The organism is Aquimarina sp. AU58, assembly GCF_900312745.1.
Classification (GTDB): domain Bacteria; phylum Bacteroidota; class Bacteroidia; order Flavobacteriales; family Flavobacteriaceae; genus Aquimarina; species Aquimarina spinulae.
In genome coordinates this window covers 739,305-759,567 of record NZ_OMPD01000014.1, presented here as the reverse complement: position 1 = coordinate 759,567, position 20,263 = coordinate 739,305, and the positions used below count along the sequence as shown (strand labels likewise).

Sequence of the window (20,263 nt, the reverse complement as noted above, 5' to 3'; positions counted from 1 at the left end):
AAAGAGGGTGAATTTATAGAAATTCATCCTCTTATACCACATCAATTATTTATATAAACTTAATATTTTCTTTTAAAAGTTCTATTCCCTAATTATGGATTTATACTATTCTAATACGCTATTATAGCTATTAAGAAAGCTATTTTTTAAAACTTTATAAAAGATTAACACTATTTACACCATCATATTTAGTTAATTCAAAATAAAACACAAAATACTGATTATTAGTATTTTAAACTTTATAAATCATAAACAAAACCAGCATAAATATGGTTTAACCATATATTTTTTGAGCCTATAACATCTCTTTTTACTTAATAAAATCTTTACTTTAGAGAAAATTTTATTCTAAAAATTAAACGATTTATGGTATTTCTCTCGTTAAGAATGAAAATATCATACTAATAATCCTAAGCAAGATATACATGAATAATACTATTGAAAAAATTGTAGAAAGTGTTTTGGTCCAAAACAGAATTGGAAATTATACCAAAAAGGATCTGGAACTACAATTACAAATACACCCCAGTTACCCAAGTTTTCAATCCATTACAGATACTTTAGATTATTTTGATATTGACAATATCGCTGTAGAGATTCCTATGGATGCTTTGGATCAACTGCCCAAAAGTTTTATTTCATTAATTACGGTAGAAAATGCAGAGGAAATCGTTACGATAATCAAAAAAAGTGATAGTATAGAACTTAAACACTCCAGCCTTAAAAAAAAGAAATTTACTTTTAATGAGTTTAAAGAAATTTGGATTCCCAAGGTAATTGCTGTTGAGTATAATGCCAAGCAAAAACTTATTTCTAATCAATCTCTTATTCAAAACGTATTACTTGTCGGACTAGTAGCTAGTTTAATTTTTGCTTTTTACGGAAGGCCCTGGGATATGAATCAAGTTCTCTTTTTACTATTATCATTTACAGGAGTTGTTTTCAGTTTTTTTGCTGTACGAGAAAGTTTAGGAATACAGTCACAGGCTATGCATCAATTTTGTACATCGGTCGGAAATACAAACTGTGGAGAGGTTATAAATAACAATAGTGGTAAACTTTTTAAGAATTTTTCTTTAGCTGATGCAGGAATTGTTTTCTTTGGTTCTATGTCACTATATCAATTATTTTATGGTTTCAATAGTATTTTACTTATCCCATCGTTAATAGGAATTCCATTTATTTTATATTCTATTTATTCTCAAGCATTAATTGTAAAAAAATGGTGTGCCGTATGTTTGGCAATGGGTTCTATATCTCTTGGATTAGCTATCATAGCCGTTCTTAATATTCCGTTTAATATTGATATTTCGGCTGTAGTTAGTTTTATAATGTTATCATCCTTATTTGCTTTAGCCTATTTGTATACCAAAGAAAAAGTAAAAGAAAATAAAAAATTTAAAGCCGATAACTTTAAGCTAAATCATTTCAAAAGAGATGGGCAAATTTATAACCACTTGCTTAGCATTTCAGAAAAAATCGAAGATAATGCGACAATCCCAAATGAAATTATTTTAGGTAATCCTAATGCTAGCTTTAAAATTATTAGTCTTACCAATCCTATGTGCGGATATTGTAAAGATGCTTTTGAGGCGTACACACGTGTATTAAAAGCTATGGGAGATAAACTTCAAATTAGTATTCGTTTAAATGTTAAAACAGAAGATGCCGATGATAAAGCTACACAAATAGCTCTTATCCTTTTAGAAATATATTATAGTAAAGGGCCAGATGAGTTTATTGTTGCGTATAACAAGTGGTTTGCAGACAGAACTCATAGTAAATGGATAAAAGAATATGGCATCCCTCAAGACGTCCAAAATCATCTTGAAGTTTTGAAAAAACAATCTGAATGGGCTCAAAAAAATGACCTCTACTATACTCCTGCATCACTTATTAATAATACGTTATATCCTAAAAAATATAATTACAGTGAGTTTTTCTACTTTATGAGTATGATGACAGAAAATCAAGATACCGCTTCTGAAGTTCGGGAACCTCTTGAAACTTAATAAAAAGTTTTAACCTTAAAACCTATTGATATGAATCAGATCACAAAATTGAAACATGCCAAACGTCTTTCTAAAGAACAACAAAAAGACATCGTAGGAGGAATACCTCCCCTTATTTTTAAGAGAAGAGGTTGTAACCCTGCTTTAAGTTGCTGTTATCATAATGGGACTACATGGGTGCAAGGACCACCTTGTTTCTAAAAAATTATATTCAAATTTTAAAATAAAGAGATCTCCCAAAGAGGTCTCTTTATTTTTATACAGTTTTAAATGAATCTGGTATAAAACATACTACTACCACTTTTTTATCACCAGTCAATTTCCAAAACCCTGTTTTCAGGGTGTTTAATTGTAGGGTTCGTCATTACTTTTGAAACTGAGCTCACTTTATAGTTAATAAAATTATCAAGTAAAGAATGCTCAGACCAACACTCAGATGTCTATAAACTGCAGAGAAAGTATTTTAATTTAAAACTTTAAACGATGCTAAACAAAATTTCAAATTCTAACAGCCTTGTACTTACAAGAACCCAACAAAAAATAGTTATTGGAGGAGGAAAGGAAAAAATAGATCCACTTACAAATCAGCCTGTGATCGACTTAGACATATCCCAAGAAGCTCTTATTTCTGGACACGTATAAGAGAGTTCTTTATCTATTCACAGAAGAAATTATTCTAATTTTAAAACGTTAAACAATGCTAAACAAAATTTCAAATTCTAACAAAATCGTACTTACCAAGACCCAACAAAAAATAGTTATAGGAGGAAAAAAGCATAAAGTAGATCCGCTTACAAATGAACCTGTAATTGACTTAGACATATCCCAAGAGGCTCTTATTTCTGGGCACGTATAAGAGAGTTCTTTATCTATTCATAGGAGAAATCATTTTAATTTTAAAACGTTAAACAATGCTAAACAAAATTTCAAATTCTAACAAAATCATACTTACCAAAACCCAACAAAAAACAGTTATTGGAGGAAAAAGGAAACAGATAGATCCGCTTACAAATGAACCTGTAATTGACTTAGACATATCCCAAGAGGCTCTTATTTCTGGGCACGTATAAGAGAGTTCTTTATCTATTCATAGGAGAAATTATTCTAATTTTAAAACGTTAAACAATGCTAAATAAAATTTCAAATTCTAACAAAATCATACTTACCAAAACCCAACAAAAAATAGTTGTTGGAGGGAAAAAGGATCAAATAGATCCGCTTACAAATCAGTCTGTGATCGACTTAGACATATCACAGGAAACTCTTATTTCTGGGCAGATATAAATTATATTCTCTTTTTATATAAAATTGATTATACATTAGTTGTTAAATTCTAAATTAACTAATAATCCGAAATATATTCACATTTAAAATCAACGAATTATGATAAAAAAAATTCTAAAATTAAACAACGTTAAACAACTAGACAAAAGTAAACAGGGAGCAATTAATGGCGGTAATCTAAATTATGATTGCAGATGCGTTTACAGAGATTATAGAGGAATGCTAGTAATGATTCCTTCTCCATGCAATAGTTTATGCCCAGATGGCAGTACCCCTATAAGAAACGGGAATCAAAATTAAAAATAGTAAATCGTGTTGAGCGTTATATGCTCAACACGGTCTTTATACTCTACCCTTTCACATCTAATGCATCTCGAAGTGCACTTCCTATTAGCATAAATGCCATTACTTTCTTTACTTGGGTACCCATATTTTTATTAAAACCTTTAATCATATGGTTGGTCCGTTATACCAATAACACATAAAATAGAAGATTCTGGAGTCATATCTTCTGTTCCTACTGTTCCATCATCTCCTCCCCTAATTAAAAATAAGTCATTTAATTTTGCTACTCTAAATTTCTCAATACTCAATTTTGGTTTTTTCATTTTGATTTACCTTAAAATTATTACTGATTAAAATTACATAACTATTAAAAAAACAAGCAATAAAATTATAAGTCTTGGTACGTTTTCGGGAATTCGTACTCAAAAAATAAAAAGACAACCACACTTTTCTATTTTTAATCACAATACGTTTTCTCTAAATTTTTAATAAAATAGGATGGATAAATTCCTGTTTTTTTATAGAATGCTTTAGAAAAAGCCTGTGTGGTATTAAACCCAACTTCGGCAGCGGTAGCTTCTATTGTATATTTTCTAAATTTTTTATCAGATTTGAGTCTTTCAACACTATGACTAATTCTCAAATCATTTATATATAGGCTAAAATTTTTGCTTTTATAGATGTTTATAATTTTAGACAAATATTTTGAGTTAGTTTTAAATTGCTTTGATAATTCATGTATAGTAATACCTGAACATAAAAACTCAGCATTATTTTCAAATTCCTCTAACCTATTCAAAATGTAGTCTACAATATCTTTAGATATTCCTATAGATTCAGTATTATTTATTTCCCTGTTAATACTTTTTTTGGGTAGTGTATTTATGAGTTCACTAAATCGTTTTTTTAGTGTTTTTTGCTTTCTGTAATAATAGGTTAACACAAAAATGCTTAGCCCTAAAAGTATAGAAACTATTAGTAATCTATTTTTTATAATTATATTCTTATCCTCTAGCTCAAATATGGCACTCTCTTTTTCTTGTATTAGTTTAGGGGTGTCATATTCTCGAATTATCTTTCTACTTAAGTACTTATAGTTTGTGTTTAATACGCTATCAACTTTTAAAAGTCGTTCAATATATTTTAATTGATTTTTATGGTCCTTTTTTGCTTTGTAATGATCAATTAAAAATTCGTAGGATTCTCTAGCTTCCGGAAAAATATCTCCAGTACTACTAAATAAAGAATCTACTTTCTTAAAGCTTATTAGGGCGCTATCTATTTTTTCTTTCTTTAATAGTATTTTTCCATAATAGTAATAAGTCACAATTAGATTCGGTGTATCCATTTTATGACTGAAATTTGTCACTACTTTTGTTATACTATCATATGCAGCATTATAGTTTTTAAGAGAAAAATTATTAATCCCTTCACTTAATAAAAAATGATAATATTTAAGCTCATTCTTTGATCGTAATGCCTCTTTAATACCTAGTTTGTTATAAAATGTAGCTGAATCATATTTACCAACTTTGTTATAACTGTTTGCCAAAGAATGTATAGTAATTAAGTAGTTATTATTATCTGTTTTCTTAAAATTTCTTTTTTTGACATATGCCCAGCTTTTTTTGTATATATCAAGAGCTTCCTGATCTTCTCCTAGTCGGTTTTTTAATATACCCATACTGTGATCTACAATATAATTAAGTCTGGGAAAACTATCGGCGTATGGCTTGGCAAGTAAAAAATTATCTAACGATTTATTAAATCTTCTTTTTTTAAAATAATACCCTCCCTTATTTAAAAACCCTATTCCTAAAAATCGGATATTATCTATCTCTTTAGATATCTTAATGATACTATCGGCATAAGAAAGCACAATACTATCTTCTTTATGAATAATCGACAAATATGAATACCCATTTAAAATCTGAGCAGTATCTTTTTGCTTTTTTGCTTTTTCCAGAATTATTTTGGCATAAAAAGTAGACTTAGTAGGGTCTTTAAAATTTTTAATTAGTCTCTTCTGAAGCTCATCAAACGTTAAGGAATTCAACGAATCTAGATCATTATATTTTTGAGAATGACAACTATATCCAATAAATAAAATTATGAATAAAATAGTACTATTTGATTTCATAAGCCAGTTACATTATAAAGTAATACAACAAAAACTAAACCAATCTATATCTTATATCTTAGAGATATTCTAAAGAAACTAACAGTATATATGATATACCTATCAACACCCCAATTTATAAAGATACCATTTTTCATTCGTAGATTAATTTTAAACTATATGACGCAGCATATAAAAAACTGTTACACTCCGGTTTTAGAAAACCTAACATAATAGTCATAAAATCAACATATTATATCTTAAATTTTAAACTACGAATTCCCTGAATCTAAAGTACGTTTTCCTGAATCCTGATTTACTTTCCTTGTTTTATCCATCCTCTACATTCTATATTTGAGTTGATTAAATGCATAATACAATACAAAATTGGGGAAGTCGAAAACCAATAAGCAGAGTAGGCATAAACTTAATTCATACAAATGAAAACATTAACAAAAATTTACTTGATCTGTAGTATTACATTATTAATTTCTTGTGAAAAATCAGAAGCTATCAATACTAAGAATTTAGATCTAACAATGAAAATCTTAACAGAAGAGGGAAGTAAAACTATGAGTTTTACACACTATAGTGACTTATTAATTTTTCTAGATTCAAAAGAGTATACACAGCATTTGAATCTAATTAAACAAAAAAATCAACAAATATCAAAAGGATCAGGTGAATTTTTGGATTGTGAAAAAACACAAATTGAGGTTACAGATGACGGGGATTTTATAACTCATGAACGATGTTGTTCGAAGCCTGTAAATGGCGAAGGAGGAGGTACTTGTTTTGATGTAGTATATTAACTCCAAAACATCATAAAGAATTAATTAAATGCATTATACAACACAAAATTGGGGAAGTCGAAAACCAATAAAATAGAGTAGGCATAAATTCAATTCATACTAATGAAAACATTAACAAAAATTTACTTGATCTGTAGTACAACATTATTATTGTTTTCCTGTACCAATGATCACATAGAGGAATCGGTACAAAGAAACTCTATAGAATATTTTTTAAACGGTAGATCAATCTCAATTGATGAAATAGATAAATCTCAAGATTTGATTTATCTTCATTCTAAGTCAAATGTAGTTTACGTTTTTGATAGCAATCAAAAATATGAGGAACACTTATTAAAATTATCTAATACTTTTCCAGAAGGAAATGAACAAAAACAAAGTTTTATAAAAATGATTAAAGCTAATCAAATAGCTTCCAAAATTGCAATGTTAGCAGAAAAAAATGATATTGAAAAAAATGATGAATTGTCTAATAAAATAACTTCTTTACTCGAAGACCTTAAAAAGGTAAAAAACAATGAAAGTAAAGCAGTAGGTTTTGTAAAGCTTTTTGAAGATATTAATTTACAAGGAAGATCAGAGGCTTTTCCTAGCATCGTATTCAAACTTCGGAAAAGCTGGAGAAATAAGGCTAGTTCATTTTCCGCAATTGGAGGAGGAACGTTGGTGTTCTGCGACAAAACTCGTTTCAGAGGAAGTAAAAGAGTTTTTTTATTTGCTCCCTATATCCAAAATCCAGATTTAGGTGTACTTGGTTTTGATAATAGGCTAGAATCTTTTTTCTAGTTCTCTTTCATTTATCAAAGTTTAACGTATAGCATGTAAGCTATAGAACATCTATTTGTTATCATATAATGAATTAAAAAAACAAGCTATAAGACGGCTTGTTTTTTTATTTGGTTGCAGAAGTTATTCACTTACGGTATTACCTATCAACAATAAAATTCCTGAAGAATTTTTCTTTTATCTATTCTCTACCCTTTCACATCTAATGCATCTCGAAGTGCATTTCCTATTAGCATAAATGCCATTACCAGACTCATTATACCTAATCCAGGTATAATGGCGAGGTATGCTTTACCTAAGATAATATAAGAATAATGATCTTTGATCATTGCTCCCCAACTTGGCATTGGTGGTTGCGCTCCTATCCCTAGAAAACTCAAACCACTTTCGATAAGAATGGCCCCTGCAAAATTTGCTGCAGAAATTACAATTACAGGTGCTAAACTATTGGGTAGTATATGTTTTGTAATAATTCTAAAATTAGTAAAACCCAATGCTTTTGCAGCAGTCACATATTGCATTTGTTTTACACTTAATACCTGTCCTCTAACCACACGAGCTACTTCTACCCACATTGTTAATCCAACTGCAATAAAAACTTGCCAAAAACCTTTCCCTAAGGCCAACGTAATGGCAATAACTAATAATAACGTAGGTATTGACCAGGTAACATTTATTAACCACATGATCATGGCATCTACTTTACCCCCATAATATCCAGCGATAGCCCCTAATGATATCCCGAGAATCAGTGAAATTAGTACAGCCACAAAACCAATAGAAAATGAAATCCTAATACCAACCAGCATTCTACTTAACAGGTCTCTTCCGTATTTATCAGTACCTAGAATAAAGGTTTGTGTTTTTATATAGGTATCGGTTATTTCTTGCGATGTTAATCCTCTGGGGAAGCGTTCAAATTTGATTTCTTTTGACAGTTCTATAACCTCTCCTTCACTATAAGGAGAGATTTGTATTATATTATTTTGTATGGTATATCGATCGATAGGGATCTCTGTATCTGTATTTTTTTCTCCAAAAAAGATTTTACTTAAAAAGGATTGATCGGATATGTCCTGGGAAGGAATAGTGAGCATTTTAACTTCAAACCCGGGAGGTTTAGAATGAATAGATAAATGCATCTGATTTGCATTCTGAGAATCATCAGGAGCCAATACATAAGCAAAAACTGCTATAATTGCACAAAGAACAATAAAATAAAAACTCAAGACGCCCCAAAAATTCTTCTTGAATTTTTGGAGCGCCAGTATACTTAAAGAGTTTGATTTTGCTTTGGGCATTAATATATTAATTCTTTACCGTAAGTGGATTTTTAGATCTTCGAATGTTATTAATCTTCAAATCTTCAAGAACACTAATTGCCTCTTCTACATACACATCTTTACTAAGGCTTTCATGCCATCTTTTTCTTTTTTCCGATAGAATCGAATCATTTTTCATCAATTCTTTTTCATAAGGTAAAGATTGAAAAGTTAAATTAGTCTTATAATCACTAATCGCATCAAAACGCTCTGCTTGTTTCTCGTTAAGTGCAATATTTAGCTTATACTTACTAAACTGCAAAGAATATTTATTTATATCTCTTTTTTGTCTAACCCACTTTGCATTTTCTTCAATTAATTTTAATTGATCATTTTTAGACATTCTTTCTTTACTGTTATTGATCGTTTGATCAAAATCGATATAACCATCCCAAAGATCATAATCAGCAGCAGCTATTTTATCCCATGGTAATGGATTTTCCTGGTCTTTTTCGCCAATATCAATATAACTATAACGATCTGGAACTACAACATCACTTTTTACACCTTCTAATTGTGTCGAACCTCCATTTACTCTATAAAACTTTTGAGTAGTTAGTTTTAAAGCTCCCAGATCTCCAAAGTCATTACTACGCATCCATCTATTAAGATCCATTACATTTTGAACAGTTCCTTTACCATAGGTTTGTTTGCTTCCTATAATGATTGCTCTTTTATAATCCTGCATAGCAGCAGCTAAAATTTCTGAAGCAGAAGCAGATAATTCATTTACTAAAATAACTAATGGACCATCCCAAAGTATATTTCTGTCTTTATCACTTAAAACTTCTGGGGATTCTCCTTTTGTTCTAACTTGTACTATCGGACCTTTTTCAATAAATAATCCTGCAATATCTACTACAGTTTGTAAAGAACCTCCTCCATTATCTCGTAAGTCGATTACCAAACCATCCATATCTTGTTCTTTAAGACGGATAATTTCTTGTTTTACATCTTTGGCAGCATTACGTTGATTATAATCTTGCATGTTAAAATAAAACTTTGGCAAATTAACGACACCAAATGTTTTATCATTCTTTTTAACAATAGATGATTTTGCATACGTCTCTTCGAGCTCTACAACATCCCTAACAATCTCTATAATCTCGATAGTACCATCAACCTTTTTTACTGTTAGCATTACTTTTGTGCCTTTTGGGCCCTTAATTAAACTTACAGCATCATCAAGGCGCATTCCAACAATACTTACAGGCTCTTCTTCATCTTCCTGCTTTACTTTCATAATAAGATCCCCTACTTCAACTTCATTACCTCTCCAGGCAGGACCTCCGGAAATGATCTCTATTATTTTTACATTATCATTTTTCTTTTGTAATCTGGCTCCGATTCCCTCTAACTTTCCAGACATTGCAATATCAAATCTATCTTTATCCTGGGGAGCAAAATAATAGGTATGAGGATCAAATTCTTCTACAATAGAATTGATATATATCGAAAACCAATCTTTTCGTTCTAAATCATCTGCAAATTCAAAATACTCTTTTAGTGAAGTTTTTGTGATTTCACGAGATTCTTTTTCTAAGACAATCGAAGTTTTACGACTATAATTACTGTTTTTGGTAACAGAATCTATTTGCTCTTCAACTTTATCATAATAGCTGGATAATGCATTAAATTTAAGTTGCAATCTCCAACGATCTTTCATTTGACTTTTACTCTCTACATAAGGTAAGTTTTCATAATTTGTATCGATGTTTTCGTCTTTCTCGAAGTTAAAAGGTTGTTCCAAAATTTCTTTATGTAACGTTCTAGCCTCTGCCATTCGCTGTTGCAAACGATCATAAGTTAGATTAAAGAACGTAATTTCTTTATTTCTGATTTCATCATCAATCAGTTTTTCAAACTTCCTAAATTCTTCAATATCACTTTTATAAAAATATCGTTTCAGAGGATCTAAGGCATCAACATAATCAGAGAAAACTTCCTTAGAAAAATCATCATTTATATCCTTTGCATCATAATGTCCTTTACCTAAGACATAACTTATTAAATCAATTAGCAATTTATCTTTATCAGGATCATTTTCAACCTTTGTGGTAAAACTGCAAGAAGCTGCCGAAACGATCACGGTAAGCATCAAAATCAAAAAACTCTTTTTCATACGCTCATTTAATTTAGGGATTCAAGGCAAAATACATTAAAAATCGTGCCAATAACACGTAATAATACTAAATTTTTCTTAAATGAGCTAATATTATTTCTTACTCTTTATTCTCATAAAATTCCATCTGTTCATATTTCTTGTTTTATAGTTTTTTAATGAAATATTTATCATTACTATTTTAGTAGATATTGACTTTTTAGGAATTCTTATTTCGTATAAAAAAAGTGTATTTTTACAGTCGTAAAATTTTAAGCTATGCCGCAAAAAAGACCCCTGATTTTAGTCACTAATGACGATGGGATTACTGCCCCGGGAATACGTGCACTTATAGATGTTATGAATGAAATTGGTGATGTTGTAGTAGTTGCCCCAGATAGTCCGCAAAGCGGAATGGGTCACGCTATAACAATTAATAGCACTCTCTATTGTGATCCTGTTATTATTAATAAAAATGCTCCACAAAAAGAATATAGTTGTTCGGGCACTCCCGTAGATTGCGTAAAAATGGCATCCCGTGAAATCCTTGACAGGAAACCTGATTTATGCGTAAGTGGTATTAACCATGGCTCGAACTCAGCAATTAATGTAATCTACTCGGGTACAATGAGTGCCGCTGTCGAAGCAGGCATTGAAGGAATTCCTGCTATTGGATTTTCATTACTTGATTATAGTATGGATGCAAATTTTGAGCCTTCGAAGAAATATGTGAAAATTATTGTAGAAAATGTCCTCAAAAACGGGTTACCAAAAGGAGTAGTTCTTAATGTGAATATTCCAAAATTAACCAAAGAAGACATAAAAGGTGTAAAAATATGTCGCCAGGCGAATGCCCATTGGGTAGAAGAGTTTGACAAGAGAACAAACCCTATGGGAAGAGAGTATTACTGGCTTTCTGGTGAATTTATTAACGAAGATAAAGGAGAAGATACTGATGAATGGGCATTACATAACTGCTATATCTCTATAGTACCTACTCAATTTGATCTTACCGCTCATCACTTTATACAAGAACTAAACAATTGGTCACTACATGATTAAAAAAGAGATTATTATTGGTTTTACAATCGGTTTACTTATGAATACTATAGGGTTTATCTTATGTGTATTTATTTTTTCTGCACTAAGCTCTCAAGGATTATCATTTACTGAAATGATAAAGGCTTCTGCAAAGAATGACTCTTTAGGAAGCTTAATTGCTCTAGGAGCTATGCCTAATTTACTTATTTTCTTTCTTTTTTTAAGAAAAAATAATATATATCGAGCTCGTGGCGTGCTTCTTGCTACGCTTATTGCGGCTATTTGTATTGCAATTAGTAAATTTGGGTGATCTTAAAAAGATAATATCATATTTTTTAGATAAAATCGATAACCAAAATGTTAGTTTTTGATACTTCGGAAACATTAAATTTGTAGTTGTTCGATATTTTGTCTGCCCTTTAGAAAATTAAAAAACATGAAACGAGCATGCTAAAAGCTTTATCACTCCAAAGGAATGATTAATAGCGAGCAGCATGTGACTTTTGAAAAATAGTAAATATAAACACATGAAATACTACCTCATCGCAGGAGAAGCATCTGGGGATTTACACGGTGCAAATCTTATGAAATCGATTCTTAAAGAAGACCCTCAAGCAGAGTTTAGATTCTGGGGTGGGGATCTTATGCAGGCTGTTGGTGGATCGATGGTAAAGCACTATAAAGATTTGGCGTTTATGGGGTTTGTAGAGGTTTTATTAAACTTGTTTACTATCCTTAAAAACCTAAAACTTTGTAAACGAGATATTACAAGTTTTCAGCCAGATGCGATTGTATTTATAGATTATCCGGGGTTTAATTTGCGTATTGCAGAATGGGCTAAAGAAAAAGGGTTCAGAACACATTATTATATTTCTCCCCAGATATGGGCCTGGAAAGAAGGAAGAATAAAATCTATCAAACGATGTGTGGATATGATGTACGTAATTCTACCTTTCGAAAAATCTTTTTATGAAGATAAACATGAGTTTCCGGTTCAATTTGTAGGACATCCATTAATTGATGCTATTGCAGATCATAAGCAAATCATGCCCGAAGCCTTTAAAGCTGAATACAATTTAGATGATCGACCTATTATTGCTATACTTCCGGGAAGTAGAAAACAAGAAATTCGTAAAATGCTTGAGGTTATGCTTACTGTTGTAGACGATTTCCCGAATTATCAGTTTGTCATTGCAGGAGCACCAAGCCAGGAGGCTTCTTTCTACGCTCCCTTTATTAAAAAACAAGGAGTTCACTTAATTATGAATCGAACGTATGATCTATTAAGCCTTAGTAATGCTGCCTTAGTAACTTCGGGTACTGCAACCCTGGAGACTGCCTTATTTAAAGTACCAGAAGTTGTATGCTACAAAGGAAACTCTATTTCTTATCAAATTGCAAAACGAATTATTAACCTTGATTATATTTCTTTGGTAAACTTAATTATGGATAAACCTGTTGTAACCGAATTAATACAAGGTGATTTTAATCCTAAAAGGCTTAAAGAAGAGCTTACTATAATAATTGATGATTATAAAAGAGCAGTTATGTTTTTGGAGTATTATGATCTCGAAAAAAAGCTTGGCGGTAGAGGAGCTAATGATAAAACTGCAAAATTAATTGTAGAGTCTATAAAAAATTGATTTTCTATTTATCACAACACACCATAATAGTTTCGTAAAGCAATTCTGGGTCTACCGGTTTATTAAGAACAGTGTATATTCCTACTTCATTAAATTTTTCTCTGTTCAATTTCTCGGATATTGCTGTTAATGCAACTATTGGTATTCCTTTATCAAATTGTTTTATATATTTTGTAGCTTCAAAACCATCCATTTTTGGCATCATAATATCCATCAAGATCATAGAATATTTATTTTTCTTGACCATATCTACTGCTTCCTTTCCATCATTAGCAGAATCACAGTAAAAGCCATAATTCGAAATTATCTTTTCTGTAATTAATTGATTTACCTTATTATCTTCAACCAATAGAACATTAATTCCTTCTGGTGATTCGTCATAACCGTTTCCCGAGAACATATTTTTTTCTATTACTTGTTCAGGAACATCAAATTTCATGGTAAATAAAACCAAAGTCCCTTTTCCTGGTTTAGATTTTAAAATAACATCACTTCCTTGTAATTTCAGTGTTTTTTTTACGATCGACAACCCTAGTCCCGTACCTCCGTATTTTCTATTGATTTTAACTGATCCTTGATGAAAAGCTTCAAAAGCCTTACTAATCTGCTTTTCAGACATACCTATGCCAGTATCTCGAATAGAGAACTCTATTTCTGCTATATTATCTATTTTCGAAACCAATAAGGCTTCAACATAAATATCTCCGTCTCTCGTAAATTTTAAAGCATTATCCAATATATTTAAGAAGATTTGAGAAACCCTAAGAACATCTCCTTTTAGATCATCAGGAATATTGCTATCAATTTCTTTATGAATTTTATTATTATTATCCTTCATTAATACAGAAGAATCTACTAAGTTATTCAATAACACTCTTAGGTCAAATTTCTCATTTTTTAGTTCTAGCTTTCCTTTTTCAAGATCATTTAAGTGGATTACATCGGCAATTAGGTTTAATAAATAATCACTAGACAAATTGATTAACTTCATTTGATTTACCTGATGCGATGTCAATTCTTCTTTTTGCAGTAAAAATGTCGTGCCTTTTATTGTATTTAAAGGAGTAAGAAGTTCATGAGTAACCGAATCTAAAAACTCTGACTTTGCTTCTAGTGCTTCGTCTACTTTTTGATTAGCTTCTATTAATTCTTCATAATTCTTTTGAAGTAATTTATTTATTTTCGTTTTATATAAAGAGACTCTGTATTGAATTATACTCATTAGAATTAATCCCAGAATAATTATTACACTTAACAAAATAATATGGCCTCTATTTCTTAATTGTTCTGCTTTTAAATCATTTTCTAGTTTTATCCTTTTATTTTCTTCTTCTTTCAGGTTTAATTGATTAGATAGTGCAAGTGCGGTGCTTACTTCTCTTGTTCTTTGACTGTGGTATTCTAAAAGATTATTGAAGGATTGACTATAAAACAGCGCTGCATTTTTATAATCTCCAATTTTTTCATAATACAATCCCTTATTAGAATATAATCTTCCTTCAAAGTTCAAATCTCCAGAATAATCAGATTTTTCCTTTTCTATAGTATCAAAATAACGTTCTGCTTTTTCAAATTCTTTTAAATTGATATAACTTTCTGCTAAGAAAAGATTTAAATTCTTCCTTCTATCCTTTTTAACTCCTGTCTTTTTTATTGCATTTAGCGATTTTAATGCATACTCGATGGCCTCGTTCCATCTTTTTACCATCATATATCGTGAACAAAGATTGTAATTGATATCAATCACATCTTTAGTTTTCCCATACTTCCTTAATAGTTGTTCTGCAATAAGATAAGCTTGATACCCCTCTTCTTTTTTTCCTTGCATAGATTTATGTACTCCAAGTCCTTCATAATACAACCCAAGCTGTCTTTTATTGTCAATTAGTTTAATGATTTTTAGATTTTTGGCTAGATATTCTTCAACTCTAATAGTATCTCTTTTATCCAGAAAAAAATCCATTTTCCTTCTATTAATATGAATCTCAAGCAAGGGGTCATTAACTTTTTTTATCAGTTTTTCTGCAAGCTCTAAAAAATAGATTCCCTTTTCTTTTCCTTCATTTGTTTGCGTTGAAAATGATCTTGAGGATTCTTCTAGAACTTCTCTTATACTATCCGAACTCACCTCTTTATCAGCAACTTGTGCAGTTAAAGAGGTAATAGCAAAATGCATTAAAAAACATGCACTATATAGAAGTACCTTCAATTTCATCTGAAGAATATTAATAAGTATTTTACTAATAAGATATTAAATTATATTGTCTTTTACTCTATAACCTTAAACAAATACCGTAAAAGCCGTAATTCTAGGATAGAAACAATAATTTATACTAGGATAAAACACTTATTTATGACAATAATAAAAATTGAAAGCCTCTTAAACAATTTTAAACTCTTGAAGATTTTGACTAAAAACATGTATTTTTGTTATAAACCCAAGTCTAATGAAAAGAGTAATCTTTTATCTTTTAATTATTACAGCTTTAACTTCTTGTGGAAGTTCTTCTAAAAACAAAGCGGTTATATCTTCAAAAAATAGAACTACTGTTAAGGTCAAAACAACCAGAAGTCCTAACTCTAAAAAAATTAAAAGTATTGTGAGTTATGCTAAAACTTTTGGGGGTACCCGGTACAAGTTTGGTGGTACTACAAAAAAAGGAATGGATTGTTCTGGCTTGGTATATACTTCATTTAAAAAAGAGAATATTATTCTCCCGAGAACTTCTAGAACTATGGCTACCCAAGGTAAAGCCATATCATTAAAAAAAGTAATCGTTGGTGATTTACTTTTTTTTAAAACCAATAAAAGAAAAAACGTTATTTCTCATGTAGGGCTTGTCGTTGAAACCAAAGGAGTCATTAGGTTCATTCATGCATCTACATCAAGAGGGGTTATTATATCTAGTCTTGATGAGAAATACTGGAATAAATGCTTTGCCGGCGCCAGAAGAGTTCTATAGCCAACGGTATTTGCTTAGTAAATAAATCATTCTCTTAATAAATTCTCTCTCCTTTCTGAACAGCATTGTTTCTACTTCTCTTATTAATCCCAGTTCCGAAAAATGAAACTAGGGTCTCTTATCATTGTACTATGAACATTTTTGAGTAATTAATAATTACTCAACATAATCATTTATTAAGTCTCTAATGTGAAACTCATTAATATTCCTTTTATAGTCATTACAATTTCGACCTTACTTGGCATACTCATCGGGTATCATTTGACTATTGTTCCCGAAATTGTAGTATTAAGTTTCTCAATCTCTATATGTATACTTGGCGTTTCATGGAAACGATCAAAAAGGATGTTTAGCAAAGGGCATTCTTTTGTTATTATAACGGCGATTGTTTTTATCATTTTCGGAATCGCTTTAGTCAAAATCCACAACCCAAAGAACTATTCAAACCATTACAGCAATCATATAAATCTAAAAGAGCAACCCTATGATATAGGGATTCAATTTTACATTAAAGAACGATTAAAACCTTCATCCTACTATAATAAATACATTGTATCTACCAAATTTGTAGATAGCAAAGCTGTACATGGTAAAATAGTACTTCAGGTAGCAAAAGATAGCACACAAAATGTTTTGGATATAGGCAATACGTATACCACATTTACCGCATTAAAACCTATTCCTCATGCTTTAAATCCATACCAATTTGATTATTCAAAATATTTAGACTCTCAATACATATCTCATAAGATCGTTGTATTACCTCATCAACTCATTGATAACCATAAAATCGAATATTCTCTGGGTTATGTAGCAAATCAAATCAGAAAAACCAGTAATTTAAAACTATCTAAATACAATTTTAACTCTACACAGTTATCTATTATTAATGCTTTGCTTTTGGGGCAAAGACAAGATATAAGTCAAGATGTTTTTGATAATTACAGAGATGCCGGAGCTATTCATATTTTGGCAGTGTCAGGACTTCATGTCGGAATCATTTTACTCCTATTAAATTTGATCTTAAAACCTCTTAACAGGTATCATAAAAACGGAAAAGTAATCAAATTAATTCTCACTATTTTATCACTTTGGTGTTTTGCAATTATCGCGGGGTTATCCCCATCAGTACTTAGGGCAGTAACTATGTTTTCTTTTCTTGCTATAGGAATAAAAATTAGATCCAAAACAAGTATTTACAATTCATTGTTTATTTCTCTGTTTATACTCATTTGTTTTAATCCTTTGCTATTGTTTTCGGTAGGGTTTCAATTAAGTTATTTAGCAGTCTTTGCGATAGCCTGGATACAACCATTATTATTTAAAATATATAAGCCTGGATTTTATCTTTCTAAAAAACTTTGGGAAATATTTACAGTTACTATGGCTGCTCAACTTGGATTATTACCTCTCACATTATTATATTTTCATCAGTTCCCTCTTTTGTTTTTTATTTCTAATCTTATTATTCTTCCTTTTTTGGGAGGTATTCTTGGCTTTGGTATTTTGGTCATTCTACTCGCTTATCTAAATATTCTCCCTGAACCTATAGCTGCCTTATTTGGTAATTGTATTGACATCATGAATATTATTATTGGATGGATAGCTGACCAAGAAAGTTTTGTTATTAAAAATATTCCTTTCTCGACCAGTATGTGCATCATCTCATACCTGACTATTATTCTTTTGGTCATGATGTTCAAAAAATTTGAAAGGAAAAAATTGTACGCGTTAGGAGTATCAATAATTACACTGTTCTCTGTTTTGACATATGAAAAGTATACTATTTCGAATCTAGAAGAATTAATTGTATTTCATAACCAACGTAATACTACTTTAGGGATCTTAGAAAACCAACAATTTAGAATATACAGTAAAGATTCTATTGCAGTAAAAACTCAGCATTTTTTATTTGGCAATTATCTTACTAAGAATCAGGCTACTTTAGATACAGTTATGCAATTAAAAAACATCTATCAATATAAAAAACAAACGATTATGGTTATTGATAGTACTTCAATCTATCATATCAAAAGCTTTTATCCTGATATTATTATTTTGTCGAATTCCCCAAAAATTCATCTGGATAGAGTAATAGATAGTTTGCATCCAAAACAAATCGTTGTAGATGCGAGCAATTACAAAAGTTATATCGATCAGTGGGAAATCAGTTGTGAAAAACAAAAAATCCCTTTTCATCGTATAGACAAAAAGGGAGCTTTTATATTAAAATAAACTCTTAAAAACTTTATAGCAATACTAAAGATTCTTTTAGTAATTGATCCTTCTGAGTTGTCATTATTTCCTGTATCATTTTATAGATTGTCGGTATACAATCTTTGGCCAATTTATTTTGACTATTAAAGAGCACACAGATTCCTAAATCTTCGTTAGGGTAAATTGCAATTTCACTTCTATAGTTATTAACACTTCCTCCATGATGTACGATAGTACTTGGTTCTTTAGAATCAGCATCTACAAAAGAATGTACACGCCACCCTAAACCATAGGAAGATTTTGAATACCCTGGCCACTTTTGATAATACTGTCTTCTTCCTCCTACTTGTATTTTTGGGCTAAACACAGTACGCATTGTATTAGGCATCATTACTTCTGGATTATTCCCAAGCAAAAATTTCATCCACTTGCCCATATCTGTTATACTTGCATTAATTCCTCCTGCAGCTATAGCATTGTTATAGTACTTTTTATTAATGCGTTTAAGACGCCACCCATGTCGAATACGCTGATGTGGTTGTGCCACATTATCAGATTCTTTAAGAGCTTCATAACTTGCCGAAGCAGTAGTCATTTGCAGAGGTTCAAAAATTCTATTTTGAATAACCTCTCTTAAAGACTGACCTGTAACTTGTTCTATCACCTTACCACTTAATGCAAAAACAGCATTTTGATAGCTATATATATTACCCGGTTGTTCAATAGTACGTACCTCTTTAAATTTGCTTGCAATTCTTGTTATAGATAATCCATCTTCTACAAGATTGGTAAAGCTATGGTATGGTAAACCTGCAGTATGAGACAACACATGAGATAAAGTTACTTTCTTTGTTTGTTCTTTACTAGCCAATTGAAACTCTGGAACATAATCTACAATTTTATCTTCCCAATTTATTAAGCCTTCTTCTACGTGAATTCCTGTAAGAATACCAGCAAAACCTTTAGAAACCGAACCGATTCTAAAAATGGTTTCTTCATTAATCTTGTCTTTTAAAGCGATATTCCTTTTACCATAACCATCTACATAAATAATAGAATCACATTTTACAATGGCAACAGCCGCTCCTACAATTTGATGTTGATCTATTGCCTTGTTAAAATACGCCTGGATAGAATCTGCCAATCGTTCTTTATCCGAATTCGGAAAATAAATTTCTGCTGGTTGGGATATTTGAATAGCTTGAGATTCTTGAGGTAATTCTGGTTGTTCTGCTGAAACAAAAGAAAAAAGTAGCGCAATAAACAACATAGACGGGACAGCTATGACTAGTATTCTTTTCATAAGTAGGTTTACAATTCAAAAAAGTATGAATAAAATCAAAAAAGCGATTACAATTTATAGAGTAGGTATTAAAATTGAATTAAGCTAGATTAGTTTTATTTTCATTTCTCGAATCAGATTTGGGTATTATTTTAGGTTTATTATTAACTAACGAATGGATCTTCAATTAATTGTACTATCCTTATTTAGTATCAAAACTAATGCTCTTTGAATTGACATAATTCTATGAATACAAAAGCTAGTTACATACAAGCTTAATATCAAAATCATTCTTAATTTTTGAATTTGAAAGAAAAATCTTTCGTAAAAACAAAAAAACATCCTATTTGAATGTTATCATGGCCAATTTACGATAAAAAGACAGAAAAACAAGAC

The 20,263-nt window shown here is 30.5% G+C and carries 19 protein-coding genes; 13 read left to right on the top strand and 6 right to left on the bottom strand.

Features of this window, described 5'->3' with window-relative positions; translation table 11 throughout:
• The first annotated feature begins 425 nt into the window (after positions 1–425).
• The 6 genes from DK441_RS14645 to DK441_RS26615 all read left to right on the top strand — a co-directional run bounded on the left by DK441_RS14645 (position 426) and on the right by DK441_RS26615 (position 3,296).
• Positions 426–2,012 (top strand): vitamin K epoxide reductase family protein, encoded by a 1,587-nt coding sequence (locus tag DK441_RS14645; protein WP_109851388.1) that lies wholly within the window; start codon positions 426–428, stop codon positions 2,010–2,012.
• A 30-nt stretch (positions 2,013–2,042) separates the two neighbouring features.
• Positions 2,043–2,213 carry a hypothetical protein gene (locus DK441_RS26635; RefSeq protein WP_160112106.1) on the top strand — a complete coding sequence of 57 codons (171 nt, stop codon included), beginning with the start codon at positions 2,043–2,045 and terminating at the stop codon, positions 2,211–2,213.
• Between the two features lie 282 nt (positions 2,214–2,495).
• A complete protein-coding gene (locus DK441_RS26630; RefSeq protein ID WP_160112105.1) occupies positions 2,496–2,654 on the top strand; it encodes a hypothetical protein in 159 nt (52 codons plus the stop codon).
• Positions 2,655–2,709: 55 nt separating this feature from the next.
• Positions 2,710–2,868 (top strand): hypothetical protein, encoded by a 159-nt coding sequence (locus tag DK441_RS26625; RefSeq protein WP_160112104.1) that lies wholly within the window; start codon positions 2,710–2,712, stop codon positions 2,866–2,868.
• 55 nt (positions 2,869–2,923) lie between these two features.
• A complete protein-coding gene (locus DK441_RS26620; protein ID WP_160112103.1) occupies positions 2,924–3,082 on the top strand; it encodes a hypothetical protein in 159 nt (52 codons plus the stop codon).
• Between the two features lie 55 nt (positions 3,083–3,137).
• The gene (locus DK441_RS26615) at positions 3,138–3,296 is read left to right on the top strand and encodes a hypothetical protein (protein WP_160112102.1); all 159 of its coding nucleotides are present in this window, start codon (positions 3,138–3,140) and stop codon (positions 3,294–3,296) included.
• A 446-nt stretch (positions 3,297–3,742) separates the two neighbouring features.
• On the opposite strand, the gene DK441_RS26610 is transcribed toward DK441_RS26615, so the two are convergent.
• Together DK441_RS26610 and DK441_RS14635 are read right to left on the bottom strand one after the other, a co-directional pair.
• Positions 3,743–3,904 carry a hypothetical protein gene (locus DK441_RS26610; protein ID WP_160112101.1) on the bottom strand — a complete coding sequence of 54 codons (162 nt, stop codon included), beginning with the start codon at positions 3,902–3,904 and terminating at the stop codon, positions 3,743–3,745.
• Between the two features lie 134 nt (positions 3,905–4,038).
• Positions 4,039–5,721 (bottom strand): AraC family transcriptional regulator, encoded by a 1,683-nt coding sequence (locus tag DK441_RS14635; protein ID WP_109851386.1) that lies wholly within the window; start codon positions 5,719–5,721, stop codon positions 4,039–4,041.
• Positions 5,722–6,140: 419 nt separating this feature from the next.
• On the opposite strand from DK441_RS14635, the gene DK441_RS14630 reads away from it, so the two are divergent.
• Positions 6,141–6,512, top strand: coding sequence for a hypothetical protein (locus tag DK441_RS14630; RefSeq protein ID WP_109851385.1), 372 nt, complete (start codon positions 6,141–6,143; stop codon positions 6,510–6,512).
• 102 nt (positions 6,513–6,614) lie between these two features.
• Positions 6,615–7,298 carry a hypothetical protein gene (locus DK441_RS14625; RefSeq protein ID WP_109851384.1) on the top strand — a complete coding sequence of 228 codons (684 nt, stop codon included), beginning with the start codon at positions 6,615–6,617 and terminating at the stop codon, positions 7,296–7,298.
• A 188-nt stretch (positions 7,299–7,486) separates the two neighbouring features.
• On the opposite strand, the gene DK441_RS14620 is transcribed toward DK441_RS14625, so the two are convergent.
• Both DK441_RS14620 and DK441_RS14615 read right to left on the bottom strand, forming a co-directional pair.
• The gene (locus DK441_RS14620) at positions 7,487–8,599 is read right to left on the bottom strand and encodes an ABC transporter permease (protein WP_109851383.1); all 1,113 of its coding nucleotides are present in this window, start codon (positions 8,597–8,599) and stop codon (positions 7,487–7,489) included.
• 7 nt (positions 8,600–8,606) lie between these two features.
• Positions 8,607–10,742, bottom strand: coding sequence for a carboxy terminal-processing peptidase (locus DK441_RS14615; protein ID WP_109851382.1), 2,136 nt, complete (start codon positions 10,740–10,742; stop codon positions 8,607–8,609).
• A 258-nt stretch (positions 10,743–11,000) separates the two neighbouring features.
• Between DK441_RS14615 and surE the strand changes: the two genes are divergently transcribed.
• The 3 genes from surE to lpxB all read left to right on the top strand — a co-directional run bounded on the left by surE (position 11,001) and on the right by lpxB (position 13,405).
• Entirely contained in the window at positions 11,001–11,783 is a 783-nt protein-coding gene (gene surE / locus DK441_RS14610) for a 5'/3'-nucleotidase SurE (RefSeq protein WP_109851381.1), read from the top strand.
• A complete protein-coding gene (locus DK441_RS14605) occupies positions 11,776–12,072 on the top strand; it encodes a hypothetical protein (protein ID WP_109851380.1) in 297 nt (98 codons plus the stop codon). The genes surE and DK441_RS14605 overlap by 8 nt, the downstream gene beginning before the upstream one ends.
• A 217-nt stretch (positions 12,073–12,289) precedes the next feature.
• Complete coding sequence (gene lpxB, locus DK441_RS14600) at positions 12,290–13,405, top strand: lipid-A-disaccharide synthase (protein ID WP_109851379.1); 1,116 nt, start codon at positions 12,290–12,292, stop codon at positions 13,403–13,405.
• A 4-nt stretch (positions 13,406–13,409) separates the two neighbouring features.
• Here lpxB and DK441_RS14595 read toward each other — a convergent pair whose 3' ends face one another.
• Complete coding sequence (locus DK441_RS14595) at positions 13,410–15,620, bottom strand: response regulator (RefSeq protein WP_109851378.1); 2,211 nt, start codon at positions 15,618–15,620, stop codon at positions 13,410–13,412.
• Between the two features lie 232 nt (positions 15,621–15,852).
• Here DK441_RS14595 and DK441_RS14590 point away from each other — a divergent pair, with 232 nt between their 5' ends.
• Positions 15,853–16,368: a C40 family peptidase gene (locus tag DK441_RS14590; protein WP_109851377.1), complete on the top strand. Its 516-nt coding sequence runs from the start codon at positions 15,853–15,855 to the stop codon at positions 16,366–16,368.
• Positions 16,369–16,557: 189 nt separating this feature from the next.
• Positions 16,558–18,603, top strand: a complete 2,046-nt coding sequence (locus DK441_RS14585) for a ComEC/Rec2 family competence protein (protein ID WP_109851376.1) — start codon at positions 16,558–16,560, stop codon at positions 18,601–18,603.
• Positions 18,604–18,616: 13 nt separating this feature from the next.
• Here the strand turns inward: DK441_RS14585 and DK441_RS14580 are convergent, their stop codons facing one another.
• Positions 18,617–19,888, bottom strand: a complete 1,272-nt coding sequence (locus DK441_RS14580) for a serine hydrolase (RefSeq protein ID WP_109851375.1) — start codon at positions 19,886–19,888, stop codon at positions 18,617–18,619.
• Positions 19,889–20,263 lie beyond the last annotated feature (375 nt).

What these genes read in the sequence shown, in the direction of transcription:
- DK441_RS14595 (WP_109851378.1), bottom strand. Translation starts at nt 15,620, where the DNA reads ATGAAATTGAAGGTACTTCTATATAGTGCATGTTTTTTAATGCATTTT.
- DK441_RS14605 (WP_109851380.1), top strand. Translation starts at nt 11,776, where the DNA reads ATGATTAAAAAAGAGATTATTATTGGTTTTACAATCGGTTTACTTATG.
- DK441_RS26625 (WP_160112104.1), top strand. Translation starts at nt 2,710, where the DNA reads ATGCTAAACAAAATTTCAAATTCTAACAAAATCGTACTTACCAAGACC.
- DK441_RS14590 (WP_109851377.1), top strand. Translation starts at nt 15,853, where the DNA reads ATGAAAAGAGTAATCTTTTATCTTTTAATTATTACAGCTTTAACTTCT.
- DK441_RS14635 (WP_109851386.1), bottom strand. Translation starts at nt 5,721, where the DNA reads ATGAAATCAAATAGTACTATTTTATTCATAATTTTATTTATTGGATAT.
- DK441_RS14625 (WP_109851384.1), top strand. Translation starts at nt 6,615, where the DNA reads ATGAAAACATTAACAAAAATTTACTTGATCTGTAGTACAACATTATTA.
- surE (WP_109851381.1), top strand. Translation starts at nt 11,001, where the DNA reads ATGCCGCAAAAAAGACCCCTGATTTTAGTCACTAATGACGATGGGATT.
- DK441_RS14615 (WP_109851382.1), bottom strand. Translation starts at nt 10,742, where the DNA reads ATGAAAAAGAGTTTTTTGATTTTGATGCTTACCGTGATCGTTTCGGCA.
- DK441_RS14580 (WP_109851375.1), bottom strand. Translation starts at nt 19,888, where the DNA reads ATGAAAAGAATACTAGTCATAGCTGTCCCGTCTATGTTGTTTATTGCG.
- DK441_RS26620 (WP_160112103.1), top strand. Translation starts at nt 2,924, where the DNA reads ATGCTAAACAAAATTTCAAATTCTAACAAAATCATACTTACCAAAACC.
- DK441_RS26615 (WP_160112102.1), top strand. Translation starts at nt 3,138, where the DNA reads ATGCTAAATAAAATTTCAAATTCTAACAAAATCATACTTACCAAAACC.
- DK441_RS26610 (WP_160112101.1), bottom strand. Translation starts at nt 3,904, where the DNA reads ATGAAAAAACCAAAATTGAGTATTGAGAAATTTAGAGTAGCAAAATTA.
- lpxB (WP_109851379.1), top strand. Translation starts at nt 12,290, where the DNA reads ATGAAATACTACCTCATCGCAGGAGAAGCATCTGGGGATTTACACGGT.
- DK441_RS26630 (WP_160112105.1), top strand. Translation starts at nt 2,496, where the DNA reads ATGCTAAACAAAATTTCAAATTCTAACAGCCTTGTACTTACAAGAACC.
- DK441_RS14645 (WP_109851388.1), top strand. Translation starts at nt 426, where the DNA reads ATGAATAATACTATTGAAAAAATTGTAGAAAGTGTTTTGGTCCAAAAC.
- DK441_RS14620 (WP_109851383.1), bottom strand. Translation starts at nt 8,599, where the DNA reads ATGCCCAAAGCAAAATCAAACTCTTTAAGTATACTGGCGCTCCAAAAA.
- DK441_RS26635 (WP_160112106.1), top strand. Translation starts at nt 2,043, where the DNA reads ATGAATCAGATCACAAAATTGAAACATGCCAAACGTCTTTCTAAAGAA.
- DK441_RS14630 (WP_109851385.1), top strand. Translation starts at nt 6,141, where the DNA reads ATGAAAACATTAACAAAAATTTACTTGATCTGTAGTATTACATTATTA.